The organism is Streptomyces sp. NPDC059785 (assembly GCF_042732375.1).
Classification (GTDB): Bacteria; Actinomycetota; Actinomycetes; order Streptomycetales; family Streptomycetaceae; genus Streptomyces.
In genome coordinates this window covers 14,188-37,719 of record NZ_JBHWHV010000057.1, presented here as the reverse complement: position 1 = coordinate 37,719, position 23,532 = coordinate 14,188, and the positions used below count along the sequence as shown (strand labels likewise).

17 protein-coding genes and 1 pseudogene are annotated in these 23,532 nt (G+C 72.7%); 17 read left to right on the top strand and 1 reads right to left on the bottom strand.

Annotation, left to right across the window (positions count from 1 at the left end):
* Positions 1 to 267 precede the first annotated feature (267 nt).
* From ssd to ACFV6E_RS33245, 7 genes and pseudogenes are all read left to right on the top strand, one after another.
* On the top strand, positions 268 to 1,362 hold the full coding sequence (gene ssd / locus ACFV6E_RS33275; protein ID WP_385466834.1) for a septum site-determining protein Ssd: 1,095 nt from the start codon (positions 268 to 270) through the stop codon (positions 1,360 to 1,362).
* Positions 1,359 to 2,570, top strand: a complete 1,212-nt coding sequence (locus tag ACFV6E_RS33270; RefSeq protein ID WP_385466831.1) for a TadA family conjugal transfer-associated ATPase — start codon at positions 1,359 to 1,361, stop codon at positions 2,568 to 2,570. Before ssd ends, ACFV6E_RS33270 begins: the two co-directional genes overlap by 4 nt.
* Positions 2,571 to 2,615: 45 nt before the next feature.
* Positions 2,616 to 3,488 carry a type II secretion system F family protein gene (locus ACFV6E_RS33265; protein WP_385162536.1) on the top strand — a complete coding sequence of 291 codons (873 nt, stop codon included), beginning with the start codon at positions 2,616 to 2,618 and terminating at the stop codon, positions 3,486 to 3,488.
* Positions 3,485 to 4,261 (top strand): type II secretion system F family protein, encoded by a 777-nt coding sequence (locus tag ACFV6E_RS33260; protein WP_385466828.1) that lies wholly within the window; start codon positions 3,485 to 3,487, stop codon positions 4,259 to 4,261. The genes ACFV6E_RS33265 and ACFV6E_RS33260 overlap by 4 nt, the downstream gene beginning before the upstream one ends.
* A gap of 105 nt (positions 4,262 to 4,366) precedes the next feature.
* Positions 4,367 to 4,600 carry a DUF4244 domain-containing protein gene (locus ACFV6E_RS33255; RefSeq protein WP_385162541.1) on the top strand — a complete coding sequence of 78 codons (234 nt, stop codon included), beginning with the start codon at positions 4,367 to 4,369 and terminating at the stop codon, positions 4,598 to 4,600.
* Positions 4,587 to 5,024, top strand: coding sequence for a TadE family type IV pilus minor pilin (locus ACFV6E_RS33250; protein WP_385162533.1), 438 nt, complete (start codon positions 4,587 to 4,589; stop codon positions 5,022 to 5,024). The genes ACFV6E_RS33255 and ACFV6E_RS33250 overlap by 14 nt, the downstream gene beginning before the upstream one ends.
* Positions 4,966 to 5,427 (top strand): annotated as a pseudogene (locus tag ACFV6E_RS33245) (Rv3654c family TadE-like protein); the annotation flags it as partial. The gene ACFV6E_RS33250 and the pseudogene ACFV6E_RS33245, both read left to right, overlap by 59 nt.
* Before the next feature lie 133 nt (positions 5,428 to 5,560).
* Here the strand turns inward: ACFV6E_RS33245 and ACFV6E_RS33240 are convergent.
* Positions 5,561 to 8,218: a DEAD/DEAH box helicase gene (locus ACFV6E_RS33240; RefSeq protein ID WP_385466825.1), complete on the bottom strand. Its 2,658-nt coding sequence runs from the start codon at positions 8,216 to 8,218 to the stop codon at positions 5,561 to 5,563.
* Between the two features lie 81 nt (positions 8,219 to 8,299).
* Here ACFV6E_RS33240 and bldG point away from each other — a divergent pair, with 81 nt between their 5' ends.
* The 10 genes from bldG to ACFV6E_RS33190 all read left to right on the top strand — a co-directional run bounded on the left by bldG (position 8,300) and on the right by ACFV6E_RS33190 (position 23,518).
* Complete coding sequence (gene bldG / locus ACFV6E_RS33235; protein WP_010986038.1) at positions 8,300 to 8,641, top strand: anti-sigma factor antagonist BldG; 342 nt, start codon at positions 8,300 to 8,302, stop codon at positions 8,639 to 8,641.
* Positions 8,642 to 8,766: 125 nt separating this feature from the next.
* Positions 8,767 to 9,210 (top strand): ATP-binding protein, encoded by a 444-nt coding sequence (locus ACFV6E_RS33230; protein ID WP_385162530.1) that lies wholly within the window; start codon positions 8,767 to 8,769, stop codon positions 9,208 to 9,210.
* A 468-nt stretch (positions 9,211 to 9,678) separates the two neighbouring features.
* Positions 9,679 to 12,084: a sodium-translocating pyrophosphatase gene (locus ACFV6E_RS33225; protein WP_385466823.1), complete on the top strand. Its 2,406-nt coding sequence runs from the start codon at positions 9,679 to 9,681 to the stop codon at positions 12,082 to 12,084.
* 215 nt (positions 12,085 to 12,299) lie between these two features.
* Positions 12,300 to 12,890: a small secreted protein gene (locus ACFV6E_RS33220; RefSeq protein ID WP_385162527.1), complete on the top strand. Its 591-nt coding sequence runs from the start codon at positions 12,300 to 12,302 to the stop codon at positions 12,888 to 12,890.
* A 126-nt stretch (positions 12,891 to 13,016) separates the two neighbouring features.
* Positions 13,017 to 13,259 carry a hypothetical protein gene (locus ACFV6E_RS33215; protein ID WP_385162525.1) on the top strand — a complete coding sequence of 81 codons (243 nt, stop codon included), beginning with the start codon at positions 13,017 to 13,019 and terminating at the stop codon, positions 13,257 to 13,259.
* Positions 13,260 to 13,452: 193 nt separating this feature from the next.
* Entirely contained in the window at positions 13,453 to 14,970 is a 1,518-nt protein-coding gene (locus ACFV6E_RS33210; RefSeq protein WP_385466821.1) for a methyltransferase, read from the top strand.
* A 403-nt stretch (positions 14,971 to 15,373) separates the two neighbouring features.
* A complete protein-coding gene (locus ACFV6E_RS33205) occupies positions 15,374 to 15,571 on the top strand; it encodes a hypothetical protein (protein WP_385162522.1) in 198 nt (65 codons plus the stop codon).
* 293 nt (positions 15,572 to 15,864) lie between these two features.
* Entirely contained in the window at positions 15,865 to 18,684 is a 2,820-nt protein-coding gene (gene topA, locus ACFV6E_RS33200) for a type I DNA topoisomerase (protein ID WP_385466818.1), read from the top strand.
* A 162-nt stretch (positions 18,685 to 18,846) separates the two neighbouring features.
* Entirely contained in the window at positions 18,847 to 22,128 is a 3,282-nt protein-coding gene (tmk, locus tag ACFV6E_RS33195; protein WP_385466816.1) for a dTMP kinase, read from the top strand.
* 184 nt (positions 22,129 to 22,312) lie between these two features.
* On the top strand, positions 22,313 to 23,518 hold the full coding sequence (locus tag ACFV6E_RS33190) for a DNA polymerase III subunit delta' (RefSeq protein WP_385466813.1): 1,206 nt from the start codon (positions 22,313 to 22,315) through the stop codon (positions 23,516 to 23,518).
* Positions 23,519 to 23,532: the final 14 nt, after the last annotated feature.

Genomic DNA, 23,532 nt, shown 5'->3' with positions numbered 1-23,532 from the left:
AGGGGTCACCGGTATGGGTGAAGGCGATATTCACAACCACTGAGTTGTCCACAGTTATCCACCAAGATCCACACGATTTCCGGGTTCGTTGCACCGTGATTCCGGCGCGTCTCGCAGCGGCCAGTTCATGGCCGGTTCCGTTTGCCGGACGCGTTTGGCCGGTTCGTATCGGCCGTTCATATGGAGACCGGTTGCCGGTTCTTCAGCGGGACGCAATCGCGGGCTCGGAAGACCCCGCGCACGGAGCAGTGAAGGGGGCTGGAAATCGTGGCGGGAGCCATCACGCACGGCAGGACGCCCGCCGCCGAGGGGCGGCAGAGCGGACCACTGATCGTCACGGAGGACGTCGAACTGCTGGACGATCTGCTGCGGCTGTGCGCCGCGGCGGGCGCCCGGCCGGAGGTCCACCACGGAGTGCCCGAGCGCGGCGGCGGCTGGGAGACGGCCGAGCTGGTCCTCGTCGGTGACGACGCCGCGCACCGGCTGCGCGGGGCCGGCCGCCGCAGAGGAGTGGTGCTGGTCGGGCGGGACCAGGACGATCCGGGAATCTGGCAGCGGGCCGTCGAGATCGGCGCCGATCACGTCCTCATGCTCCCTGACGGGGAGCGGTGGCTGGTCGACCGCATCGCCGACGTGGCCGAAGGGGTCGGCGCGCCCGCACTGACCGTGGGCGTGCTGGGCGGCCGCGGCGGCGCCGGGGCCTCCACGCTGGCCTGCGCCCTCGCCGTCACCTCCGCCCGCCGAGGCCGGCGCACCCTGCTCATCGACGCGGACCCGCTGGGCGGTGGTCTCGACGTGCTGCTGGGCGGAGAGACCGCCGAAGGGCTGCGCTGGCCGGCGTTCGCCGCCTCGCGCGGACGTGTCGGAGGCAGCGCCCTGGAGGAGTCGCTCCCCGAGCTGCACGCCCTGCGCGTCCTGAGCTGGGACCGCGGCGACACGGTGGTGATCCCGCCGCCGACGGTCCGCGCGGTCCTCGCCGCGGCTCGGCGGCGCGGCGGCGCGGTCGTCGTGGACCTGCCGCGCCGGATCGACGAGGGCACCGCCGAGGCGCTGGCCCAGCTCGACGTCGGGGTGCTGGTCGTCCCCGCCGAGCTCCGGGCCGTCGCCTCGGCCCGGAGGGTGGCGTCGGTGGCCGGGATGGTGCTGCGCGACCTCAGGGTCGCGGTGCGCGGCCCGTACGCGCCCGGTCTCGACGACGGCGAAGTGGCCCGGCTGCTCGGACTGCCGCTCGTCGGCGAGGTGCCCGCCGAATTCGCGCGCCCGGACGGCAGCGTGCCACCCGGAGGAGCGGCGCGGGGGCCGCTCGCCCGGTTCTGCACCGCCTTCTGGGAGCGCATGCCCGCCGCGGGAGGGTACGTATGAGCCGGACCAAGGCCCTGGGCACCGGCAACGGCCCGGACCCGGGAACCACGGGACTGCTGGACGGCGTACGGCAGTGGCTCGCCGCCAGCGGTGCCGAGCCGACCCCCGCGCGCGTGGCACAGGCACTGCGCGAACAGGGGCGGGTGCTCGGGGACACCGAGGTGCTCGGAGCGGCCGAGCGACTGCGCTCGGAACTCGTCGGCAGCGGCCCACTGGACCCGCTGCTCGCCGATCCGTCCGTGACCGACGTCCTGGTGTCGGCCCCGGACCGGGTGTGGGTGGACCGTGGCGGCGGCCTGGAACTGACGGCTGTGTCGTTCGCGGACGCGGCGGCGGTGCGGCGTCTCGCGCAGCGTCTGGCCGCGGTCGCGGGCAGACGGCTCGACGACGCCCGCCCCTGGGTGGACGCCCGGCTCCCGGACGGCACCCGCCTGCACGCCGTGCTGCCGCCGGTGGCGGTCGGTTCCACCTGCCTCTCACTGCGGGTCGTACGGCCGCGGGCGTTCACACTCGGCGAACTCGTGGCGGCGGGCACGGTGCCGCCGGGCGGGGACCGGGTGCTGCGGTCGCTGCTGGACGCCCGGCTGTCCTTCCTGATCAGCGGGGGTACGGGGTCTGGCAAGACGACCTTGCTGAGCTCGCTGCTGGGGCTGGTGGGGCCGGGTGAGCGGATCGTGCTCGCCGAGGACTCCGCCGAGCTGCGGCCGGACCACCCGCACGTCGTACGCCTCGAGGGCCGGCCGGCGAACCAGGAAGGCATCGGAGCGGTCGAACTGCCGGACCTGGTGCGGCAGGCCCTGCGGATGCGCCCCGACCGTCTGGTGGTCGGTGAGGTGCGCGGCCCCGAGGTGGTGTCGCTGCTGGCCGCGCTGAACACGGGGCACGAGGGCGGCTGCGGCACGGTGCACGCCAACGCCGCCGCCCAGGTGCCCGCCCGGCTGGAGGCGCTCGGCACGGCGGCGGGGCTCGACCGGCAGGCCCTGCACAGTCAGTTGGCCGCCGCGCTCTCGGTGGTGCTGCACCTGGTGCGCGACCGGGACGGACGGCGGCGGATCGCCGAGGTCCATGTGCTGGAGCGGGAGCGGTCGGGGCTCGTGGTGACGGTGCCCGCACTGCGGTGGGGTGCGCAGGCGTTCGCGTACGAGCGGGGCTGGGAGCGGCTGTGCGGACTGCTGCGGCCCGGAGACGAAGGGGGCGCGGTGCTGTGAGGGGCGCTGGGGCCGGGGAACGGACGAGGAACTGGGGGGACGGGGATGACGACGTCGATCGGTGATGTGTCGGTGGGTACGGCGCTCGCATGCGCCGGAGCGGCGGCCTGGCTGCTGGCGGCGCGGGACGCGCAGGCGCGGCGGGCCCGGCTGCTGTGTGCGGGCGGCGCTGCGATCGAGGCCGCTCCACCGCCGTGGCAGTGGGCGGTGGCCGGAGTGCGGTCCCGGTGCGGGCAGCTGGGCGCCGAGTGGTGGTCGCCGGTCGCCGGGCTGGCGCTCGCGCTGCTGGGCGCGTCCGTGCTGCCCTTGGCGGCGGGCTTCGCCGCAGTGCCCCTGGTGCGCCGTGTGCGGCTGGCACGGGCGGCGCGCCGGAAGCGGGAGCGGCGGGGCGACGCCGTCATCGGGCTGTGCGGTGCGCTCGCCGGTGAGGTGCGGGCCGGGCGGCAGCCGGGCGAGGCGCTGTTCCACGCCGCACACGACTCGGAGGGTCTCGGCGAGGCCCGGGCCATGGTCCTGGCGGCGGCACGCTTCGGCGGCGATGTGCCCGGCGCCCTCACGGAAGCGGCCCGGCAACCGGGCGCGGAGGGCCTCTCGGCACTCGCGGCTTGCTGGGGCGTGGCCGTCGACCGCGGCGCGGGTCTGGCGGCCGGACTGGAGCGGCTGGAGGGCGCGCTGCGCGCCGAGCGCGACCAGCGGGCGGATCTGCGCGCCCAGTTGGCGGGCGCCCGCTCCACGGCGGTGATGCTCGCCGGACTGCCGGTGCTCGGCCTCCTGCTGGGCACGGCACTGGGCGCCGACCCGCTGCACGTGGTGCTGCACACGGGGCCGGGGCTCGGCTGCCTGCTGACCGGGGCGGTTCTGGAGGGCGCCGGGCTGTGGTGGGCGCTGCGGATCGTACGAGGGGCGGAGACGGCATGAGCGCGGACGTCGTCCACAGGCTGGGGGCAGCGCTGTGTGTGCTGTTGCCTTTTCTCGGATGGACGGTCGCCGCCGCGAGACGGGAACGGCGGGTGCGGCGCAGATGCGGTGCGGTGCTGTCTCTGGACGCCGCGCCCGCGCGACGCCGTGTCGAGGTGCGGGAGACGGCGCGGCGGTGGCTGCCGGTGCTGGGAGCGTTCTGCGTCGGCTGGGCGCTGGTCGGCGGCCCGGTCGGACTGCTGATCGGACTGGCCGCCGGTTACGGGGCCCGGCGATGGCGACGGCGGCGAGCGGACAGCCCGGCGCGGACGTACGACGCCGCACACGCGGCCCGGCAACTGCCCCTCGCCGCCGACCTCTTGGCGGCGTGCATCGCGGCCGGTGCGAGTCCGGTGACGGCGGCGCAGGCGGTGGGCGAGGCCCTGGGCGGTCCGGTGGGCGAGCGCCTGGCAGGCGGCGCGGCCGAGGTAGCCCTCGGGGGCGAACCGGCGGATGCCTGGCGGGCCCTGGCCGAACTGCCGGGCGCGGCTGCCCTCGCGCGGCTGCTGGAAAGAGCGGGCGAGTCGGGCGTGCCGGCGGCAGGGCCCGTCGCCCGGTTCGCCACCGAGTCTCGGGCCGACCGGGGCCGTACGGCGACGGCACGGGCACGCCGGGCGGGAGTCATGGTGACCGCACCGGTCGGACTGTGCTTTCTGCCCGCGTTCATCGCGGTCGGTGTCCTGCCCGTGGTGATCGGGCTGGCGGGAAGCGCGCTGGGCGGGGGTGGTGAATGACGAACACACGGAGGTGGCGGGTGAGGCGGTGGATGCGGAGGTGATGGGCGCTCAGCAGACGGTCGGCAAGTGATCGACGACGGTACGGAATCCACGGGGGTGGAGATGAACAAGACGGGACGAGCGGTACGAGCGGGACGGGCAGTGCGTGCCCTGGCGCGTAGGGCGGCCCGGGCACGAGCGGGGCGGAGGGACGCGGGCATGGTCACCTCCGAGTACGCGATGGGCATCGTCGCGGCGGTGGGGTTCGCCCTGGTGCTCTATCGGGTGCTGACGAGCGGCGAGGTCAGCGCGGAGTTGCAGGACATCGTGAGGCGGGCGCTGGATGTCCGGATGTGAAAGGGGACGTGATCGCGGGCCGGTGCTCGCGCGCGGGACCAGGCCGCGGAGCGGGCGGCACCGTGGGGGCGACCAGGGGTTCGTGACGGCGGAGACCGCCGTGGTGCTGCCCGCCCTCGTGCTCTTCGCGATGGCGCTCGTCTGGGCCCTGCTTGCCGCGTCCGCACAGATCCAGTGTGTGGACGCGGCGCGGGCGGGGGCCCGTGCGGCGGCCCGCCAGGACCCGCCCGACGCGGTGCTGACGGTGGCCCGTCAGGCGGCGCCGCGCGGAGCGCGCGTGACGGTGAGCCGGCACGGCGACCTGGTGCACGTGGTGGTCGTGGCCCGCCCGCCGGGCCCGGACGCACTGACGCTCGAACTGAGCCATGAGGCAGTGGCACTGGCGGAGGAGACGGTGGGAGAGCCGATGGGGGAGGGCGGCTGATATGAACAGCGCGACCGCGACCTACGTCGACAGAGTGGACAGAGTCGGGCGTACGGATCCCCAGAACCTCCGGGACCTCCGAGGCCTCCGGAATCTCCGGTCGGACCGAGGGTCGGCGACCGTCTGGGTGGTGTGGGCGATCGCCGCGCTGTGCCTCGTCTTCGGTGCCGTACTGGCCATGGGGCAGGCCGTCGTGACGCGTCACCGTGCCGCGTCCGCGGCGGATCTCGCGGCGCTCGCCGCGGCGGACCACTGGATGGAGGGCTCCGACTCGGCCTGCGCCGCGGCGGAGCAGGTGGCCCGGGCCCAGGCCGCTCGGCTGGCCCGGTGCGCGGTCCAGGGCGAGATCTCCGACGTTCTGGCGGTGTCCGGCCGGGGGCCGTTCGCCGCCGAGGTCCGGTCGAGAGCGGGCCCGGCGGAAGCGGACCCGCCGCCCGCTGCGCCACCCTCCGATGTGCCGCCGCCCGCCGCGATGTCGTCAGCCGCGACCTCGCCCGCTACGGCGCCGTCCGCTGCGGGCGAGTCCGGCGCGGACCTCACCGGGTCGGGGCCGGTCCCGCCTTCGGGGCGGCGGCCTGCACCGCCGTACCAACGGCCCGCGAGCCCTGCCCGGGACGCCCCTTTCCGGCTGACGGGTCCGGCGCATCCGGAGTACCTGGCGCGCCCGACGTACCCGGCGGTTCCGTCAGGTCGGGCGGCACGGGCAGACCCGGCGAGGTCTCCCCAGCCGGAGGCTCGGGCTCCGGCTGGGGCGCACCCGCCAGCAGCACCGTGAGCAAGCGGACCGCTCCGCGCTTGTGCAACGGATCGTTGCCGTTGCCGCACTTGGGGGACTGGATGCAGGACGGGCAGCCGGCGTCGCACTCGCAGGAGGCGATGGCCTGACGGGTGGCGGCGAGCCATTCGCGGGCGGTGTGGAAGGCGCGCTCAGCGAAGCCCGCGCCGCCCGGGTGGCCGTCGTAGACGAAGACGGTGGGCAGCAGGGTGTCGGGGTGCAGCGGGACGGAGACGCCGCCGATGTCCCAGCGGTCGCAGGTGGCGAACAGCGGCAGCATGCCGATGGACGCGTGCTCCGCGGCGTGCAGGGCGCCGCCGAGGATCTCCGGGTTCACCCGGGCGGCATCGAGCTGGTCCTCGGTGACCGTCCACCACACGGCGCGCGTACGGAGCGTACGAGGAGGGAGGTCGAGTCTGGTCTCACCGAGCACTTCGCCGGTGATGAGACGACGACGCAGGAAGGAGACGACCTGGTTGGTGACTTCGACGGAGCCATAGCAGAGCCGGCCGTCGCCCCAGGGGATCTCGACGTCCGTCTCCAGGACGGAGATGGCGGTGGTGTCACGGGCGACCGTCGAGTACGGCGGGGCGGCCTCCTCGACCAGGGCGACGCTGTCCTCCAGGTCCAGCTTGCGCACCAGGTACGTACGGCCCTGGTGGAGGTGGACAGCGCCCTCGTGCACCGCGGTGTGCGCGGCGGCGGCGTCGACCGTGCCGAGCAGGCGGCCGGTGCCGGACTCGACGACCTGGACCGGCCGGCCACCGCCCCCGCGGATGTCGGTCAGGTCCGCGGCCCGCTCCCGGCGCGTCCAGTGCCATGCCCTGGTCCGGCGGCGCAGTAGCTTCGCGGCCTCCAGCTGCGGCATCAGGTCGGCCGTGGCCGGGCCGAAGAGCTCCAGGTCCTCGTCCGTGAGCGGGATCTCGGCGGCGGCGGCGCAGAGGTGGGGTGCGAGGACGTAGGGGTTGTCGGGGTCGAGGACGGTGGACTCGACCGGCTGGTCGAACAGGGCCTCCGGGTGGTGGACGAGGAAGGTGTCCAGCGGGTCGTCGCGGGCGACCAGGACCGCCAGCGCGCCCTGCCCGGCGCGCCCGGCGCGTCCCGCCTGCTGCCACAGGGAGGCGCGGGTGCCCGGGTAGCCGGCGATGACGACGGCGTCCAGTCCGGAGACGTCGATGCCGAGTTCCAGGGCGGTGGTGGCGGCGAGGCCGAGGAGTTCGCCGGAGTGCAGGGCGCGTTCCAGGGCGCGGCGTTCCTCCGGGAGGTAGCCGCCGCGGTACGCGGCCACGCGGCGGGCCAGGGACCGGTCGATCTCGGTGAGGCGTTCCTGGGCGATGACCGAGATCAGTTCGGCGCCCCGCCGGGAGCGTACGAAGGCGACCGAGCGCACGCCCTGGACGGTCAGGTCGGTGAGGAGGTCGGCGGTCTCGGCGGTGGCGGTACGGCGGACGGGGGCGCCCTTCTCGCCGTGCAGTTCGGTGAGCGGGGGCTCCCACAGGGCGAAGACCAGCTCGCCGCGCGGGGAGGCGTCGTCGGCGACCTCCACGACGGGGAGCCCGGTGAGGCGGCCGGCGGCCACGGACGGCTCGGCGGCGGTCGCGGAGGCGAGGAGGAAGACGGGCGAGGAGCCGTAGCGGGCGCAGAGGCGGCGCAGGCGGCGCAGTACCTGGGCGACGTGGGAGCCGAAGACGCCCCGGTAGGTGTGGCACTCGTCGATGACGACGTAGCGCAGGGCGCGCAGGAAGGAGGACCAGCGGGGATGTGAGGGCAATATGCCGCGGTGCAGCATGTCGGGGTTGGTCAGGACGTAGTTGGCGTACTGGCGCACCCATTCGCGTTCTTCGACCGGCGTGTCGCCGTCGTACACGGCGGCGCGCACAGCGTGGCCGAGTGGTTGTGAAAGTTCCTTCACAGAACGGCACTGGTCGGCGGCCAGGGCCTTGGTGGGCGCCAGGTAGAGGGCGGTGGCGCCGCGGCCGTTCGGGGCCTCGGAGCCGTCCAGGAGAGCCGACAGGACCGGTACGAGGTAGGCGAGGGACTTGCCGGAGGCGGTACCCGTGGCGACGACCACCGATTCGCCGTCCAGAGCGTGTTCGGCGGCGCGCGCCTGATGGGCCCAGGGGTGTTCGATCCCGGCTTTCTGCACGGTGGCGATGACCTCGGCGCGGATCCGGTCCGGCCAGACGGCATGCCGACCGGCACGCGGGGGCAAGTGCTCCGTATGAGTGATGCGCGAAGCGCGACTCGGCCCCGAGGCGAGCCGGTCCAGGACCGTGCCCGGCGCGGGGCGGGAAGCGTTGTCCGTCGAGGTTCGATCGGATCGGTGTTTCTTGGCCATCGGCATCGAGTGTGTCACTGGCGTGACGGACAATGGGGCCAAGGCGTCGTGCACGCCTGCCGGTAAGTGATTGAATGCCATCGCGGCTGGCGAACCGTCCCGGGGGCTCCCGCCGAGGTGTCCCGAGGGGCGACCGCTCGATAGCAAGGTGCTGGAGGATCCGTGGACCTGTCTCTGTCGACCCGTACCGTCGGCGATCGTACGGTCGTCGAGGTCGGTGGCGAAATCGATGTATATACCGCGCCCAAGCTGCGTGAGCAGCTGGTCGAGCTGGTGAACGACGGCAATTTCCATCTTGTCGTCGACATGGAGGGCGTGGACTTCCTCGACTCCACCGGTCTCGGCGTCCTGGTCGGCGGACTGAAGCGGGTGCGTGCCCACGAGGGCTCGCTGCGGCTGGTCTGCAACCAGGAGCGCATTCTGAAGATCTTCCGCATCACCGGCCTCACCAAGGTGTTCCCGATCCACACCTCGGTCGAGGAAGCGGTGGCGGCCACCGACTGACCCGTCTGCGGGCCGCGAGCCACCGGACGGCAGTCGCGCGCCCATGACGGCAGAAGCAAGGAGGGGGGACCGGGCCTCGGCAGCCCGTCCCCCTCACCGCACGCCCGTAGTCACTAGGGGGATGCATGGCCACCGTCGAACTCCGTTTCAGCGCGCTGCCCGAGCACGTCAGGACCGCCCGGCTGGTGGCGGCAGCGGTGGCGCGCAGGGCCGGAGTGGACGAGGCCGTGCTCGACGAGGTCAGGCTCGCCGTGGGCGAGGCCTGCTCGCGGGCCGTCGGACTGCACCAGAGCAGCGGTGTCTCGGCACCCGTCAGGGTGTCGCTGATCGAGGAGGAGAAGCAGTTCTCCATCGAGGTCGGCGACGAGGCGCCGCGGCTCGCCCCCGGTGACAAGGTGCCGGGCGCCCGGGGACCGGGTGACGAGCCGGACCCGGAGGCCGAGGAGGACGAGATGGGCCTCGCGGTCATCAGCGGTCTCGTCGACGACGTAGAGGTGACCGCCGGGGAGAACGGCGGGCTGATCAGGATGAGCTGGCCGACCACGCCGCCAGCCGCACTCATCCCGTAGCGCCTCCGCGCCGCGGCCGCGCGTAGGCCCGCGGTCTTCGCAGCGTTTCACGCGTACGTCCGCGGCAGTCCGCGCGCGTCCTGCGTCCGTTCCTGCCGGTCTCGCGCCGTGTGTGTACGCGCGCCGTGGTCGCGGCCACGCCGTCGGCAGTACCCGGTCGGCGTACCCGTCGGTAAGTCGCTCGACGTACCCAGTAGTAGCAAAGGGCCCTGCTCGGCGGGGCCTTTTTGCTGCGTGCGGTTCGGCGGACTGCTTTTCGTGAATTCATTCACGATCGGTCACGCGATTATTGGATCAAGCGTCAACGCTTTTAGGGCATTACCGCTTTCGGGTTCCGTCTTCGCCTGTCGATCTTTTGCTGGAGAGCCTGGGAAGGCCAATTCCGTTTACGGCGCACTGTTTTGATCAGGTTCCGGTACCTACAATCCGTCCACATCTTGAGCTCAGCCCAAGCGTCAAGGAGGACGAATGGCGGGGCTTTCTACCCCTCATCAGTTTGACCATCCCACAACCCTCGCAGCGGCCGTACTCACGGACGACAACCGGCTCATCGTGATGGTGATCGGCATCGTCGCCCTGGCGGCGCTCGTGGTCGCCGCAGTCCTGGTGCGCCAGGTGCTCGCGGCGGGCGAGGGCACCGACAGCATGAAGAAGATCGCGGCCGCCGTGCAGGAAGGAGCCAATGCCTATCTCGGACGGCAGTTGCGCACCCTCGGGGTATTCGCCGCAGTGGTGTTCTTCCTGCTCATGCTGCTGCCCGCGGACGACTGGAATCAGCGCGCCGGCCGATCGATCTTCTTCTTGATCGGCGCGGCGTTCTCGGCGGCCACCGGTTATATCGGCATGTGGCTTGCCGTGCGCAGCAATGTCCGTGTGGCCGCCGCGGCACGGGAAGCGACTCCGGCGGAAGGTGAGCCGGAAAAGGATCTCACCGCCGTCTCGCACAAAGCCATGAAGATCGCTTTCCGTACGGGCGGCGTCGTCGGCATGTTCACGGTGGGGCTCGGTCTGCTGGGCGCCTCCTGTGTGGTGCTCGTGTACGCGGCCGACGCGCCCAAGGTGCTGGAGGGCTTCGGCCTGGGCGCCGCGCTGATCGCGATGTTCATGCGAGTCGGCGGCGGCATCTTCACGAAGGCCGCCGACGTCGGCGCCGACCTCGTCGGCAAGGTCGAGCAGGGCATCCCGGAGGACGACCCGCGCAACGCCGCGACGATCGCCGACAACGTGGGCGACAACGTCGGCGACTGCGCCGGCATGGCCGCGGACCTGTTCGAGTCGTACGCCGTGACGCTCGTCGCCGCGCTGATCCTCGGCAAGGCGGCGTTCGGCGACGCGGGTCTGGCGTTCCCGCTGATCGTGCCCGCGATCGGCGTGGTCACCGCCATGATCGGCATCTTCACCGTGGCGCCGCGCCGAGCGGACCGCAGCGGGATGAGCGCCATCAACCGCGGCTTCTTCATCTCCGCGCTGATCTCCCTGGCACTCGTGGCCGTGGCCGTCTTCGTCTATCTGCCGTCCACGTACGCGGATCTGGACGGGGTCACGGACGCGGCGATCGGCGCCAAGGACGGCGATCCGCGCATCCTCGCGGTCGTCGCAGTCGCGATCGGCATCGTGCTGGCCGCCCTGATCCAGCAGCTCACCGGCTACTTCACCGAGACGACCCGCCGTCCCGTCCGGGACATCGGCAAGACCTCGCTGACCGGCCCCGCCACCGTCGTCCTCGCCGGCATCTCGGTCGGCCTGGAGTCGGCGGTGTACACCGCCCTGCTGATCGGGCTCGGCGTGTACGGGGCGTTCCTGCTCGGCGGTACGTCGATCATGCTGGCGCTGTTCGCGGTGGCGCTGGCCGGCACCGGCCTGCTCACCACGGTCGGTGTGATCGTCGCCATGGACACCTTCGGTCCCGTCTCCGACAACGCGCAGGGCATCGCGGAGATGTCCGGCGACGTCGAGGGCTCGGGCGCGCAGGTGCTCACCGACCTGGACGCCGTGGGCAACACCACCAAGGCCATCACCAAGGGAATCGCCATCGCCACCGCCGTACTCGCGGCGTCGGCGCTCTTCGGCTCGTACCGCGACGCGATCCTCACGGCCGCGAACGAGGTGGGGGAGAAGGTCTCGGGCGACGGCGCACCGATGAACCTGATGATGGACATCTCCCAGCCCAACAACCTCGTCGGGCTCATCGCGGGGGCCGCGGTCGTCTTCCTCTTCTCGGGACTGGCGATCAACGCGGTCTCGCGGTCCGCGGGAGCGGTGGTCTACGAGGTGCGGCGGCAGTTCCGCGAGCGCCCCGGAATCATGGACTACACGGAGAAGCCCGAGTACGGGCGGGTCGTCGACATCTGCACCAAGGACGCCCTGCGCGAACTGGCGACTCCCGGTCTGCTCGCCGTGATGGCACCCATCGCCATCGGATTCACGCTCGGCGTCGGCGCGCTCGGCTCGTACCTGGCGGGCGCCATCGGCACCGGCACGCTGATGGCGGTCTTCCTGGCCAACTCCGGCGGTGCCTGGGACAACGCCAAGAAACTGGTCGAGGACGGTCACCACGGAGGCAAGGGCAGCGAGGCCCATGCCGCGACGGTGATCGGCGACACCGTCGGCGACCCCTTCAAGGACACCGCGGGGCCCGCGATCAACCCGCTGCTGAAGGTGATGAACCTGGTGGCGCTGCTGATCGCGCCGGCGGTCGTCAAGTTCTCCTACGGGGAGGACAAGAGCGTCGGCCTGCGGGTACTGATCGCGGTGCTGTCGCTGCTGGTGATCGTCGGCGCGGTCTACGTCTCCAAGCGGCGCGGGATCACGGTGGGTGACGAGGAACCCGTGGAACGGACGGCCAAGTCGGCCGAAACCGCGGTGGTTTCGTAACGGCAGGGCCCGCGCACCCGGTCAGAAACTGGCCAATGGGCGGGCGGTCGGCGCGTGTTGACGCGTCGACCGCCCGCCCTGTGCGTGTTCACGCCGCCTTCGCGTTTCTTCGTGAGCCTTGTCTCGCTGGTGCAAATGGCTTCAATGATGGATGAAACGGATGTTCTTCATACGGCTGTCGCCCACATGGCGTGTATGTTCCGGGGCCGAGAGCCATGGAAGGGACCGATCCGGTGAACAAGAAGCTCGCGGCCGCGGTGTCCGGCGGTGCGGTACTGGTGATGGCGCTGTCCGGCTGCGGCGGCGACGACAGCAACGAGAAGCTGGACGCCTGGGCCAAGCAGGTCTGCGACGCCGTGAAGCCGCAGGCCAAGAAGATCGAGGCCGCCAATGCCGCGATCCAGAAGGAGACCTCGGACAACAGCAAGCCGGCGGACGTCCAGTCGACCGACGCCCAGGCCTTCCAGGACATGTCCGACGCCTACAAGGCGATCGGCGCGGCCGTGGACCGGGCCGGGGACCCGAACGTCGACGACGGCAAGAAGAAGAAGACGGACGCGGTCGCGGAGCTCAACGACATCTCCCAGTCGTACGCCGACCTCAAGCAGCAGGTCGACAAGCTCAACACCAAGGACCAGGCGAAGTTCGCGGACGGGCTGAAGGACATCGCCACGCAGCTCGACAAGCTGAGCAAGAGCGGGAACGACGCGCTTAAGAAGCTCGAGGAGGGCGACGTGGGCCAGGCGATGTCGCAGCAGGAGAGCTGCAAGACGGCGTCCGCTTCGCCGGAGGTCACGCAGGGCTGAGCGGGAGCGGCCGGGACCGGCTGGGGCTGTACTGACCTGGGCCGGTCTTGGCCGGCCTCGGCTGAGCTCTGGGGTTGAGCTCTAGCGTTGAGCTGTGGGGTTGAGCTGTGGGGTTGAGCTGTGGGGTTGAGCTGTGGGGTTGAGCTCTGCGAAGGCGTACGGCTGACGGTGGCGGTGTCGCACATGGGGCTGCGGTACGTGTGGTTGCGGGACGTAGTGCTGCGGCACGTATGGCGCCGGCACATGGGGCTGCGGTACGTGTGGGCCCGGCACATGGGGCTGTGGGACGTGGCGCTGCGGCATGTGTGGGCTCGGTACACGGGGCCGCGGCACGTGTCGTCGCGGCACACGGCGGCCCGGCACATGTAGCCCGAGCGCACGGCGACACCGCACATGTGGCTCCGGCACACGGAGGCCCGGCACGTGCGGCGCCGGCACGTATGCGGTCGGCACGTGTGCGGTCGGCGCGCCGGGGCGGTCGGTCCCGCGGAGGCGGCCGGGCAGCCGTACGCGCGGGCCGTGACGCGACTGCCGGTGGCGGGACGCGGGAGACAATGGGGCGGTGAGTCACACCAGCCTGTCACCGTTGCCCTCGTCCGACCGCCCCGACGTGGCCGCCCGGCTGCGGGAGGCCCTGCTGGGCGCCTCCTTCACCGCGGACGGCATGCTCGATCTGCTCGGCGCCTCCGCCTACGCGGCGCTGGCCCGCAGCGAGACCGTGCCCGCGCTCCGGGCGACCCGGGGAGACACGCCGCTGGAGACGCTCGTACGGCTCTTCCTGTTGCAGCAACCCGTGCCCCACGCGCGCGTGGCCGACGTCCTGCCCGTCGCCGACTGCCTGGACAGCGGCTGGCTCACCGCCGTCGGGGGCGACGAGGTGGCCGCGACCGTGGACATCAGGCCCTACGCCGGGACCGGCGGCGAGGACTGGTTCGTCGTGTCCGACCTGGGGTGCGCGGTCGGGGGCGCGGGCGGCATCGGCAGCCACGCGGAAGGGGTCGTACTGGGCGTGGGCGGCGCGTCCACGACGCTCGCGGGCATCACCGTGCGCACGCCGGTCGACGCCGCGCTCGACCTCGGCACCGGCTCCGGGATCCAGGCGCTGCACGCCGCCCAGCACGCCACGCGGGTGACCGCGACCGACCTCAACCCGCGCGCGCTGGCCATCACCGCGCTCACCCTGGCGCTCTCCGGCGCCCCCGCGGCCGATCTGCGGGAGGGTTCCCTCTTCGAGCCGGCCGGCGACGAGACGTACGACCTGATCGTGTCGAACCCGCCTTTCGTGATCTCGCCCGGCGCCCGGCTGACGTACCGCGACGGCGGGATGGGCGGGGACGATCTGTGCCGCACGCTCGTTCAGCAGGCGGGGGACCGGCTGAACGAAGGGGGGTTCGCGCAGTTCCTGGCCAACTGGCAGCACGTGGAGGGCGAGGAGTGGCAGGACCGGCTGCGGTCCTGGGTGCCGCGCGGCTGCGACGCGTGGATCGTGCAGCGCGAGGTGCAGGACGTCACGCAGTACGCGGAGCTGTGGCTGCGGGACGCGGGCGACCACCGCAGCGACCCGGCGGAGTACCAGGCGCTGTACGACGCCTGGCTCGACGAGTTCGAGGCGCGCAAGGTCAGGGCGGTCGGCTTCGGGTGGATCACGCTGCGCCGGACGGCGGCGGAGCGGCCCTCGATCACGGTCGAGGAGTGGCCGCATCCCGTCGAACAGCCGCTCGGCGACGCCGTACGCGCCCACTTCGACCGCGTCGACTACCTCCGTGAGCACGACGACGCCGGACTGCTCGCCGGGCACTTCAGGCTCGTCTCCGAAGTCGTCCAGGAGCAGGTCGGGCTGCCGGGGGCGGAGGACCCGGAGCACGTGGTGCTGCGCCAGCACCGCGGGATGCGCCGCGCCACCAAGGTCGACACGGTCGGCGCCGGTTTCGCCGGTGTGTGCGACGGGTCGCTGAGCGCCGGGCGGATCCTGGACGCCATCGCGCAGTTGGTGGGGGAGGACCCCGTACTGCTGCGCGACCGGACGCCGGCCCAGATCCGGCTGCTGGTGGAACAGGGCTTCCTCGAGCCTGCGGAATGACGGGGGACGGGGGACACGGTGACGGTGCTGCGGCGGCGGTGCGGCGGCCGTCGTACCGCCTGCGCCGTCGATCGCGCCGGCGACCGCACCGGGGATCGCGTCGACGACCGCACCGTGGAGCCAGTCGACGACCGCCCCGGCGACCGCGCACGCGGAACGCCGCCCGTGGAAAAGACGGTTTCGCCACACTCCCGGCGCCGGACCGGCGGTGCCGACGCGATGCGCGGCTCCCGTGAGCCGCCGCTCCCCGTCGCGGCACCGGGTAGCGCCACAGGTGCCCCTGCGCCGCCCTTTGGCGGCCCATGGGCTGTAGTCCGCCCCGCGTTCACCGTGGGTTCGCGCGGTCGCCGTCCGGGCGTGCCAGCCTCCCGAGCCTGGACACGCGGGGCGGAAGGACTGACCCATGGAAAGCGGACCGGCGATCTTCGCGGGTACGGTGTTCGCCCTGTTCGGAGGCGGGCTGCTGGCCTGGACGGCGGTCCGGCTGCGGCACCGGGAGCCGGTCGCCGTCGGGGTGCACCCGGCCGCGTCCGCGCTGCTCGCCACGGTGGCCTCGGTCGTCGCCCTGGTGCTCGGGGTGTGGTGCTTCACGCGCGTGTGACGCGACTCTCCTTCGACTCCTTCAGGGAGTCCTTCGCGCTTCTCTTCGATCAAGGGACACGCCGGGTACCGGTAATTGAGAGGTCACGCTCCGGATGGGGGCGAAACCGCCGGTGGCCAGTCCGGGCGGCAGGAATGGCGGTAGTCGGGTTACCGTTCGAGTGGCCGTTGCGGGCTTTTCCCGTTTGACACGGGGGCGGGATGTACCGTCACACTCCGCAGCGTCAGCACGACACGACCCCCGGTAGCCACTCCGGGGGAGACCCCCCGCGTCGACCGGAGAGAAGAGCGAAGTTGTCCCCGACCAGCGAGACCGCACAGGGCGGCCGCCGACTCGTCATCGTCGAGTCGCCTGCCAAGGCGAAGACGATCAAGGGCTATCTCGGCCCCGGCTACGTCGTCGAAGCGAGCGTCGGGCACATCCGCGACCTCCCCAACGGCGCCGCCGAGGTGCCGGAGAAGTACACCGGCGAGGTGCGCCGTCTCGGTGTGGACGTAGACCATGACTTCCAGCCGATCTATGTGGTCAACGCCGACAAGAGGTCCCAGGTCAAGAAGCTCAAGGACCTGCTGAAGGATTCCGACGAACTCTTCCTCGCCACCGATGAGGACCGCGAGGGCGAGGCCATCGCCTGGCACCTCCTGGAAGTCCTCAAGCCCAAGGTCCCGGTCCACCGGATGGTCTTCCACGAGATCACCAAGGACGCGATCCGCAGTGCCGTCGCCAACCCGCGCGAGCTCAACAAGCGCATGGTCGACGCCCAGGAGACCCGCCGCATCCTCGACCGTCTCTACGGCTACGAGGTGTCCCCGGTGCTGTGGAAGAAGGTCATGCCACGGCTGTCGGCCGGCCGCGTGCAGTCCGTGGCCACCCGGCTCGTCGTCGAGCGGGAGCGCGAGCGCATCGCCTTCCGCTCCGCCGAGTACTGGGACCTGACCGGCACCTTCGCCACCGGCCGCGCGGGTGACCCGTCCGACCCGTCCTCGCTGGTCGCCCGCCTGAACACGGTCGACGGCAGGCGCGTCGCCCAGGGACGCGACTTCGACTCCCTGGGGCAGCTCAAGAGCGCGAACACGCTCCACCTGGACGAGGCGAACGCCCGCGCCCTGGCCGCCGCCCTGGAGCACACCGCGTTCTCGGTCCGCTCGGTCGAGTCCAAGCCGTACCGCCGCTCCCCGTACGCCCCGTTCCGTACGACGACGCTCCAGCAGGAGGCCTCGCGCAAGCTCGGCTTCGGCGCGAAGGCCACCATGCAGGTGGCCCAGAAGCTGTACGAGAACGGCTTCATCACCTACATGCGTACGGACTCCACGATCCTGTCGGACACGGCCGTGGCCGCCGCCCGCGCGCAGGTCACGCAGTTGTACGGCGCCGACTATCTGCCCGACAGGCCCCGCACGTACGCCGGGAAGGTCAAGAACGCGCAGGAGGCGCACGAGGCGATCCGCCCCTCCGGGGACCGCTTCCGCACGCCCGCCGAGACGGGTCTGACCGGGGACCAGTTCAAGCTCTACGAGCTGATCTGGAAGCGGACCGTCGCCTCCCAGATGAAGGACGCGGTCGGCAACTCGGTCACCGTGAAGATCGGCGGCACCGCCTCCGACGGCCGCGACGCCGAGTTCAGCGCGTCCGGCAAGACCATCACCTTCCACGGCTTCCTCAAGGCGTACGTCGAGGGCGCGGACGACCCGAACGCGGAGCTGGACGACCGCGAGCGCCGGCTGCCGCAGGTCGCCCAGGGCGACCCGCTGTCCGCCGAGGAGATCTCGGTCGACGGCCACGCCACCAAGCCCCCGGCCCGCTACACCGAGGCCAGCCTGGTCAAGGAGCTCGAAGAGCGCGAGATCGGCCGCCCGTCGACGTACGCGTCGATCCTCGGCACGATCCTCGACCGCGGCTACGTGTTCAAGAAGGGCACCGCCCTGGTGCCGTCCTTCCTGTCCTTCGCCGTGGTCAACCTCCTGGAGAAGCACTTCGGGCGGCTCGTCGACTACGACTTCACCGCCAGGATGGAGGACGACCTCGACCGCATCGCGCGCGGAGAGGCGCAGGCCGTGCCGTGGCTCCGGCGCTTCTACTTCGGCGAGGGCGACGTCGCGGGCGGCGCCGCGGACGCCGGGAACGGCGACGGGGACCACCTCGGCGGCCTCAAGGAGCTCGTCACCGACCTGGGCGCCATCGACGCGCGCGAGGTGTCGTCCTTCCCGGTCGGCAACGACATCGTGCTGCGCGTCGGCCGCTACGGCCCGTACATCGAGCGCGGTGAGAAGGACTCCGACAACCACCAGCGCGCGGACGTCCCCGAGGACCTCGCCCCGGACGAGCTGAGCGTCGACTACGCGGAAGAGCTGCTCGCCAAGCCGAGCGGCGACTTCGAGCTGGGCACCGACCCGGGCTCCGGCCACCAGATCATCGCCCGGGACGGCCGTTACGGCCCGTACGTCACCGAGGTGCTCCCCGAGGGCACCCCGAAGACGGGCAAGAACGCCGTCAAGCCGCGTACCGCGTCGCTGTTCAAGTCGATGTCCCTGGACACCGTCACGCTGGAGGACGCGCTGCGCCTGATGTCGCTGCCGCGCGTCGTCGGCGCGGACGCCGAGGGCGTGGAGATCACTGCGCAGAACGGGCGCTACGGGCCGTACCTGAAGAAGGGCACCGACTCGCGTTCGCTCACCTCCGAGGAGCAGCTCTTCACCATCACCCTCGAAGAGGCGCTGCAGATCTACTCGCAGCCCAAGCAGCGCGGGCGCGCCGCCGCCAAGCCGCCGCTGAAGGAGCTGGGCACCGACCCGGTCAGCGAGAAGCCGGTGGTCGTCAAGGACGGCCGTTTCGGCCCGTACGTCACCGACGGGGAGACCAACGCCACCCTGCGGTCCGGCGACAGCGTCGAGACGATCACCCCTGAGCGCGGTTACGAGCTGCTCGCCGAGAAGCGCGCCAAGGGTCCGGCCAAGAAGACCGCCAAGAAGGCGGCCGCGAAGAAGACGACGGCCAAGAAGGCCCCGGCCAAGAAAGCGGCCGCCAAGAAGACGACGGCTTCGAAGACGACGGCTGCCAAGAAGGCGCCCGCCAAGAAGACCGTCGCCAAGAAGGCGGCCGCTTCCGACAGCTGACCGGATCGTCGTGACCGACAGCTGACCGGTTCTTTGCGACCGGCAGCCGGATCCGGACCTTTGTGACCGGCAGGTGGACGCCCTCGCACGTTCCGGTGTGGGGGCGTCCACATGTTCGGCCGCCCCTTCGGGGAGGTGGACGTGTCCGGATAGGCTGTCAGGATGACGCGAGCCGAGCAGCCAACGGCCCACCACCCGGCCCCCGACGACGCCCTGGTCGCAGATTCCCGGGAGCGCGCCGTCCGCGCACTGCTGCGCCAACCCCAGCTGAAGAGGCTGTGGAGCGCACAGTTCGTGACCGGGGTCGGTGACGGCCTCGCGCTGCTCGTCCTGGTCGTCCTGGCGCTCCAGGCGGCCATCTCCGAGGGCTCCTTCGGAGGCGGTTACCGTGGGGTCAGCCTCGCCGTGGCCGCCGTTTTCGGGACGCGCATTCTCGCCACCCTGCTCTTCGGGGCCATACTCCTGGGCCCGCTCTCCTCCCTCACCTCCAAGGACGGGCCGCTCGACTGGCGCTGGACCATGGTCGGCGCGGACGGTGTGCGGGCCGTGCTCCTGATCGTCGCGCCGCTGTGGATCGACTGGACCCCGGACGACGCGCTCGCCGTGCTCCTGGTGACCGCCTTCGTGAGCGGTGTCGCCGAGCGCTTCTGGACCGTGTGCCGCGAGAGCGCCGCCCCCGCGCTGCTGCCGGCGCCGCCCCTGGAGGGCGCGACGGTACGCCCGCTGCCCGACCACATGGACGCGCTGCGCCGCCTGTCGCTGCGTACGGCGTTCGTGGCGGTGCCCGTCGCCGCCGCCGTGCTGGTGACCGCCGCGCTGCTGAACAACCTCCTGGGTGCCGGGATCGACTGGTTCGACCAGCACCAGGCGGCCCTGGCCTCGTACGTCGCCGCCGGGCTGTTCGCCGCCTCGCTGTCGGTGCTCGTCTTCCTCGAACTGCCCGACACGCGCACCCCGCGCGCGCGGTCGCCGCTCGAGGGCCTGCGCCGTCCGAAGGCAGGCGCCGGTATCGACAAGGGCCGCACCGGAGCCGTACCGCTGCTGGTGACCGCCTCGGCGGCGGTCGCCGGGGCCGTCGCGGCCGCCGTCGGCGTCGCCGTGCTGCACGCCAAGGACCTGGGCGGCGGCCCGGTGACGTACGGGCTGCTGGTGCTCGTGCTGACCGGCGGTGTCGTGGTGGGCATCCGTACGGCACCCGCCATGCTGCCCTCGCTGTCCCGGCGCCGGCTGCTCGCGCTGGCGATCGCCTGCACGGGCGTCGCGCTGCTTGCCGCCGGGCTCGTCCCGGACGTCACCACGGTGCTGCTGATCACGGCCCTCGCGGGGGTCGCCGCGGGCGTCGCCGCCAACACCGGCCACACGCTGCTCGACCAGGAGACCGAGGACCACCGGCGGGCCCGTACGACCGAGCACCTGCACGCGGTCGCCCGCGTCTTCGTGGGGCTCGGCGTGCTGGTGGCGCCCCTGGTGGCCGCCGGGATCGGGCCGCACCGGCTGGAGAACGGCAAGTTCGTGTTCGCGCACGGCGGCGCCGCCTTCACGCTGATGCTGGTCGGCGCGCTGCTGCTGCCGGTCGCCGCCCTGGTCCTCGCCAAGGTCGACGACCGCTCCGGGGTGCCGCTCCGCCACGACCTGCGGGACGCGCTGCGCGGCGGCGACGACCCCGTGCAGCAGCCCGCCGCGAACGGTTTCTTCATCGCCCTGGAGGGCGGCGACGGGGCCGGCAAGTCGACGCAGGCCGAAGCCCTCGCCGAGTGGATCCGCGGCAAGGGCCACGAGGTCGTGGTGACCCGCGAGCCGGGCGCCACGCCGGTCGGCAAGCGCCTGCGGTCGATCCTCCTGGACGTGTCCTCCGCGGGACTGTCGCACCGCGCGGAGGCGCTGCTGTACGCCGCCGACCGCGCGGAGCACGTCGACACGGTCGTGCGGCCCGCCCTGGAGCGGGGCGCCGTCGTCATCTCGGACCGGTACATCGACTCCTCGGTCGCCTACCAGGGAGCCGGGCGCGACCTGTCGCCGACCGAGATCGCGCGCATCTCCCGCTGGGCGACGAACGGCCTCGTGCCGCATCTGACGGTGTTGCTCGACGTGTCCCCGGAGACCGCCCGCGAGCGGTTCACCGAGGCGCCCGACCGTCTGGAGTCGGAGCCGGCCGAGTTCCACGCGCGCGTGCGCTCCGGTTTCCTCACCCTGGCCGCGGCCGACCCGGGCCGCTACCTGATCGTCGACGCCGGTCAGGAGCCCGAGGCCGTCACCACGGTCGTCCGGCACCGGCTCGACCTGATGCTGCCGCTCTCCGAGGCCGAGGTGAAGGCCCAGGAGGAGGCGCGCAAGGCCGCCGAGGAGGAGGCGCGGCGCAAGGCCGAGGAAGAGGCCGCGCGCAAGGCCGAGGAGGAGCGCCTGGAGCGCGAGCGCCAGGAACAGCTCGAACGGCTGCGCGCCGAGGAGGAGGAGCGCAAGCAGCGCGAGCTGGAGGAGGCTCAGCGGCGCGAGGCCGAGCGCCAGGCCGAGGAGGCACGGCAGCGCGCCGAGGAGGCCCGCCGCCGCGCCGAGGAGGAGCGTGAGCGCAAGCTCGCGGAGGAGGCGGCCCGGGCGGCCGAGGAGGAACGCCGCCGCGAGCGGGCGGAGGAGGAGCGCCGCCGCGCCGAGGAGGAGGCCCGGCTGCGGGCCGAGGCGGAGGAACGCCGCCTGGAGAAGCAGCGCAAGGCGGAAGAGGCGCTGCTGCGGGCGGAACAGGCGCGGCGGGCTGCGGCGGAGGCGGCTGCGGCCGCTGCGGCGGCTACGACGGCCACGGCGGCGACGGCGGCTTCTACGAGTTCGAGTACGGGTGCGGGGGCGGCTCCGGGCGCCACGGGTACTTCGGGCTCTTCTGGTGCTTCGGGTTCCTCGCGTACTTCGGACTCCTCGGGTTCCCGGGGGTCCGCCGAGGACAGTGCCGCGACCGTTCCGACGCCGGTCGTGACGCCGACCAACGCTTCGGGCGGGCCCGCCGAGGAGACCGCCAAGCTGCCGAGGCCGCCGGTGCCGGAGGCCGCTGACGAGACGGCGGTGCTTCCGCCGGTGACTCCGGGCGCGGCGGACGAGACCGCGGTGCTCCCGCCGGTGCCCCCGGGCGCGGCGGACGAGACGGCCGTCCTGCCGTCCGTACCGCAGGAGGGCGCGGGCCCCGCACGGGACGGCGACCCGGCCGACCGCGTCCCGCAGGGCTTCTTCCGCGACGAGCGCCCGGCCGACGGGCGTCCGGAGACCCGGTCCGACAACGGCAACGACCGCACGCGCGAGCTGCCCCAGCTCGACGAGACGGGCACCCCGCGCCGGCGCCCCCGCCCCGACTGGGCGGAGGAGACCCCGCTGGACGACCTGCCGACCCTGGCGGACGAACTGCTCGGCCCGCGCGACGACGAGGGCTGGGACGAGGGACGGGGGCGCGGGGGGCGCCGCTGAACCGCTTCCCGCCCCGGCCCGTCTCGGCACCGGACGCTCGCGTCCGCCGGTCCCGGCCCCGGCGCTCCGCGGCCCGGCGGGAACGCCCGGCAGGAATGTCAGTGCCGTCCCGCACAATGGGACGAGGCAGGGCGAAGTGCGACGGTGAGCGTGTCGGCAAGCGTGACGGAAGGGCGGTGCCCCCATGCCCGTATGGGACGACCTGGTGGGCCAGGAGCGGGTGAGCGAGCAGCTCGCCGCGGCCGCCCGCGATGCCGACGCGCTGGTCACGGCGGCCGGGACGGACACGGCACCGCCCGAGGCGTCGAAGATGACGCACGCCTGGCTGTTCACGGGCCCGCCGGGATCGGGCCGGTCCACGGCGGCACGCGCCTTCGCGGCGGCCCTCCAGTGCGTGAGCCCCGACCGTGCCCTGGGCGGAGTGCCTGGCTGCGGCTTCTGCGACGGCTGTCACACGAGCCTGGTGGGCACCCACGCGGACGTGGAGATCGTCCGTACGGACCTGCTCTCCATCGGTGTGAAGGAGACCCGTGACCTGGTCCGCCGCGCCCAGCTGTCACCGGCGACCGGACGCTGGCAGGTCATCGTCCTGGAGGACGCCGACCGCCTCACGGAGGGCGCGGGGAACGTCCTGCTGAAGGCGGTCGAGGAGCCCGCGCCCCGCACCGTCTGGCTCCTGTGCGCCCCGTCCATCGAGGACGTCCTGCCCACCATCCGCTCCCGCTGCCGCCTGCTGACGCTGCGCACCCCGCCGGTGGACGCGGTCGCCGACATCCTCGTACGCCGGGACGGCATCGAGCCCCCCGTGGCGGCCGCCGCCGCCCGGGCCACCCAGGGGCACATCGGGCGGGCCCGCAGACTGGCCACGGACGAGCGGGCCCGTGCCCGGCGGGCCGCCGTGCTCAAGATGCCCCTGCGGATCGAGGACGTCGGGGGGTGCCTCAAGGCGGCCCAGGAGCTGATCGACACGGCCGCGGAGGACGCCAAGCAGCTCGCCGAGGAGGTCGACGTCAAGGAGACCGAGGAGCTGAAGGCGGCGCTCGGCGCGGCCCAGGGCGGCCGGATGCCGCGGGGCACGGCGGGCGTGATGAAGGAGCTGGAGGACCGGCAGAAGCGCCGCAGAACGCGTACGCAGCGCGACAGCCTCGACCTCGCGCTGACCGACCTCACCGGTTTCTACCGCGACGTGCTCGCCCTCCAGCTCGGCTCGGGGCTGGCCATCGCCAACACGGAGGTCCAGGACAGCCTGGAGCGCATAGCGGGCGGCAGCAGACCGGAGGCGACCCTGCGCCGCATCGACGCGATCGCCGCCTGCCGCGAGGCCCTGGACCGGAACGTGGCCCCGCTGCTGGCGGTGGAGGCGATGACGATGGCCTTGCGCGCGGGCTGACGGCGGCGGCGGTA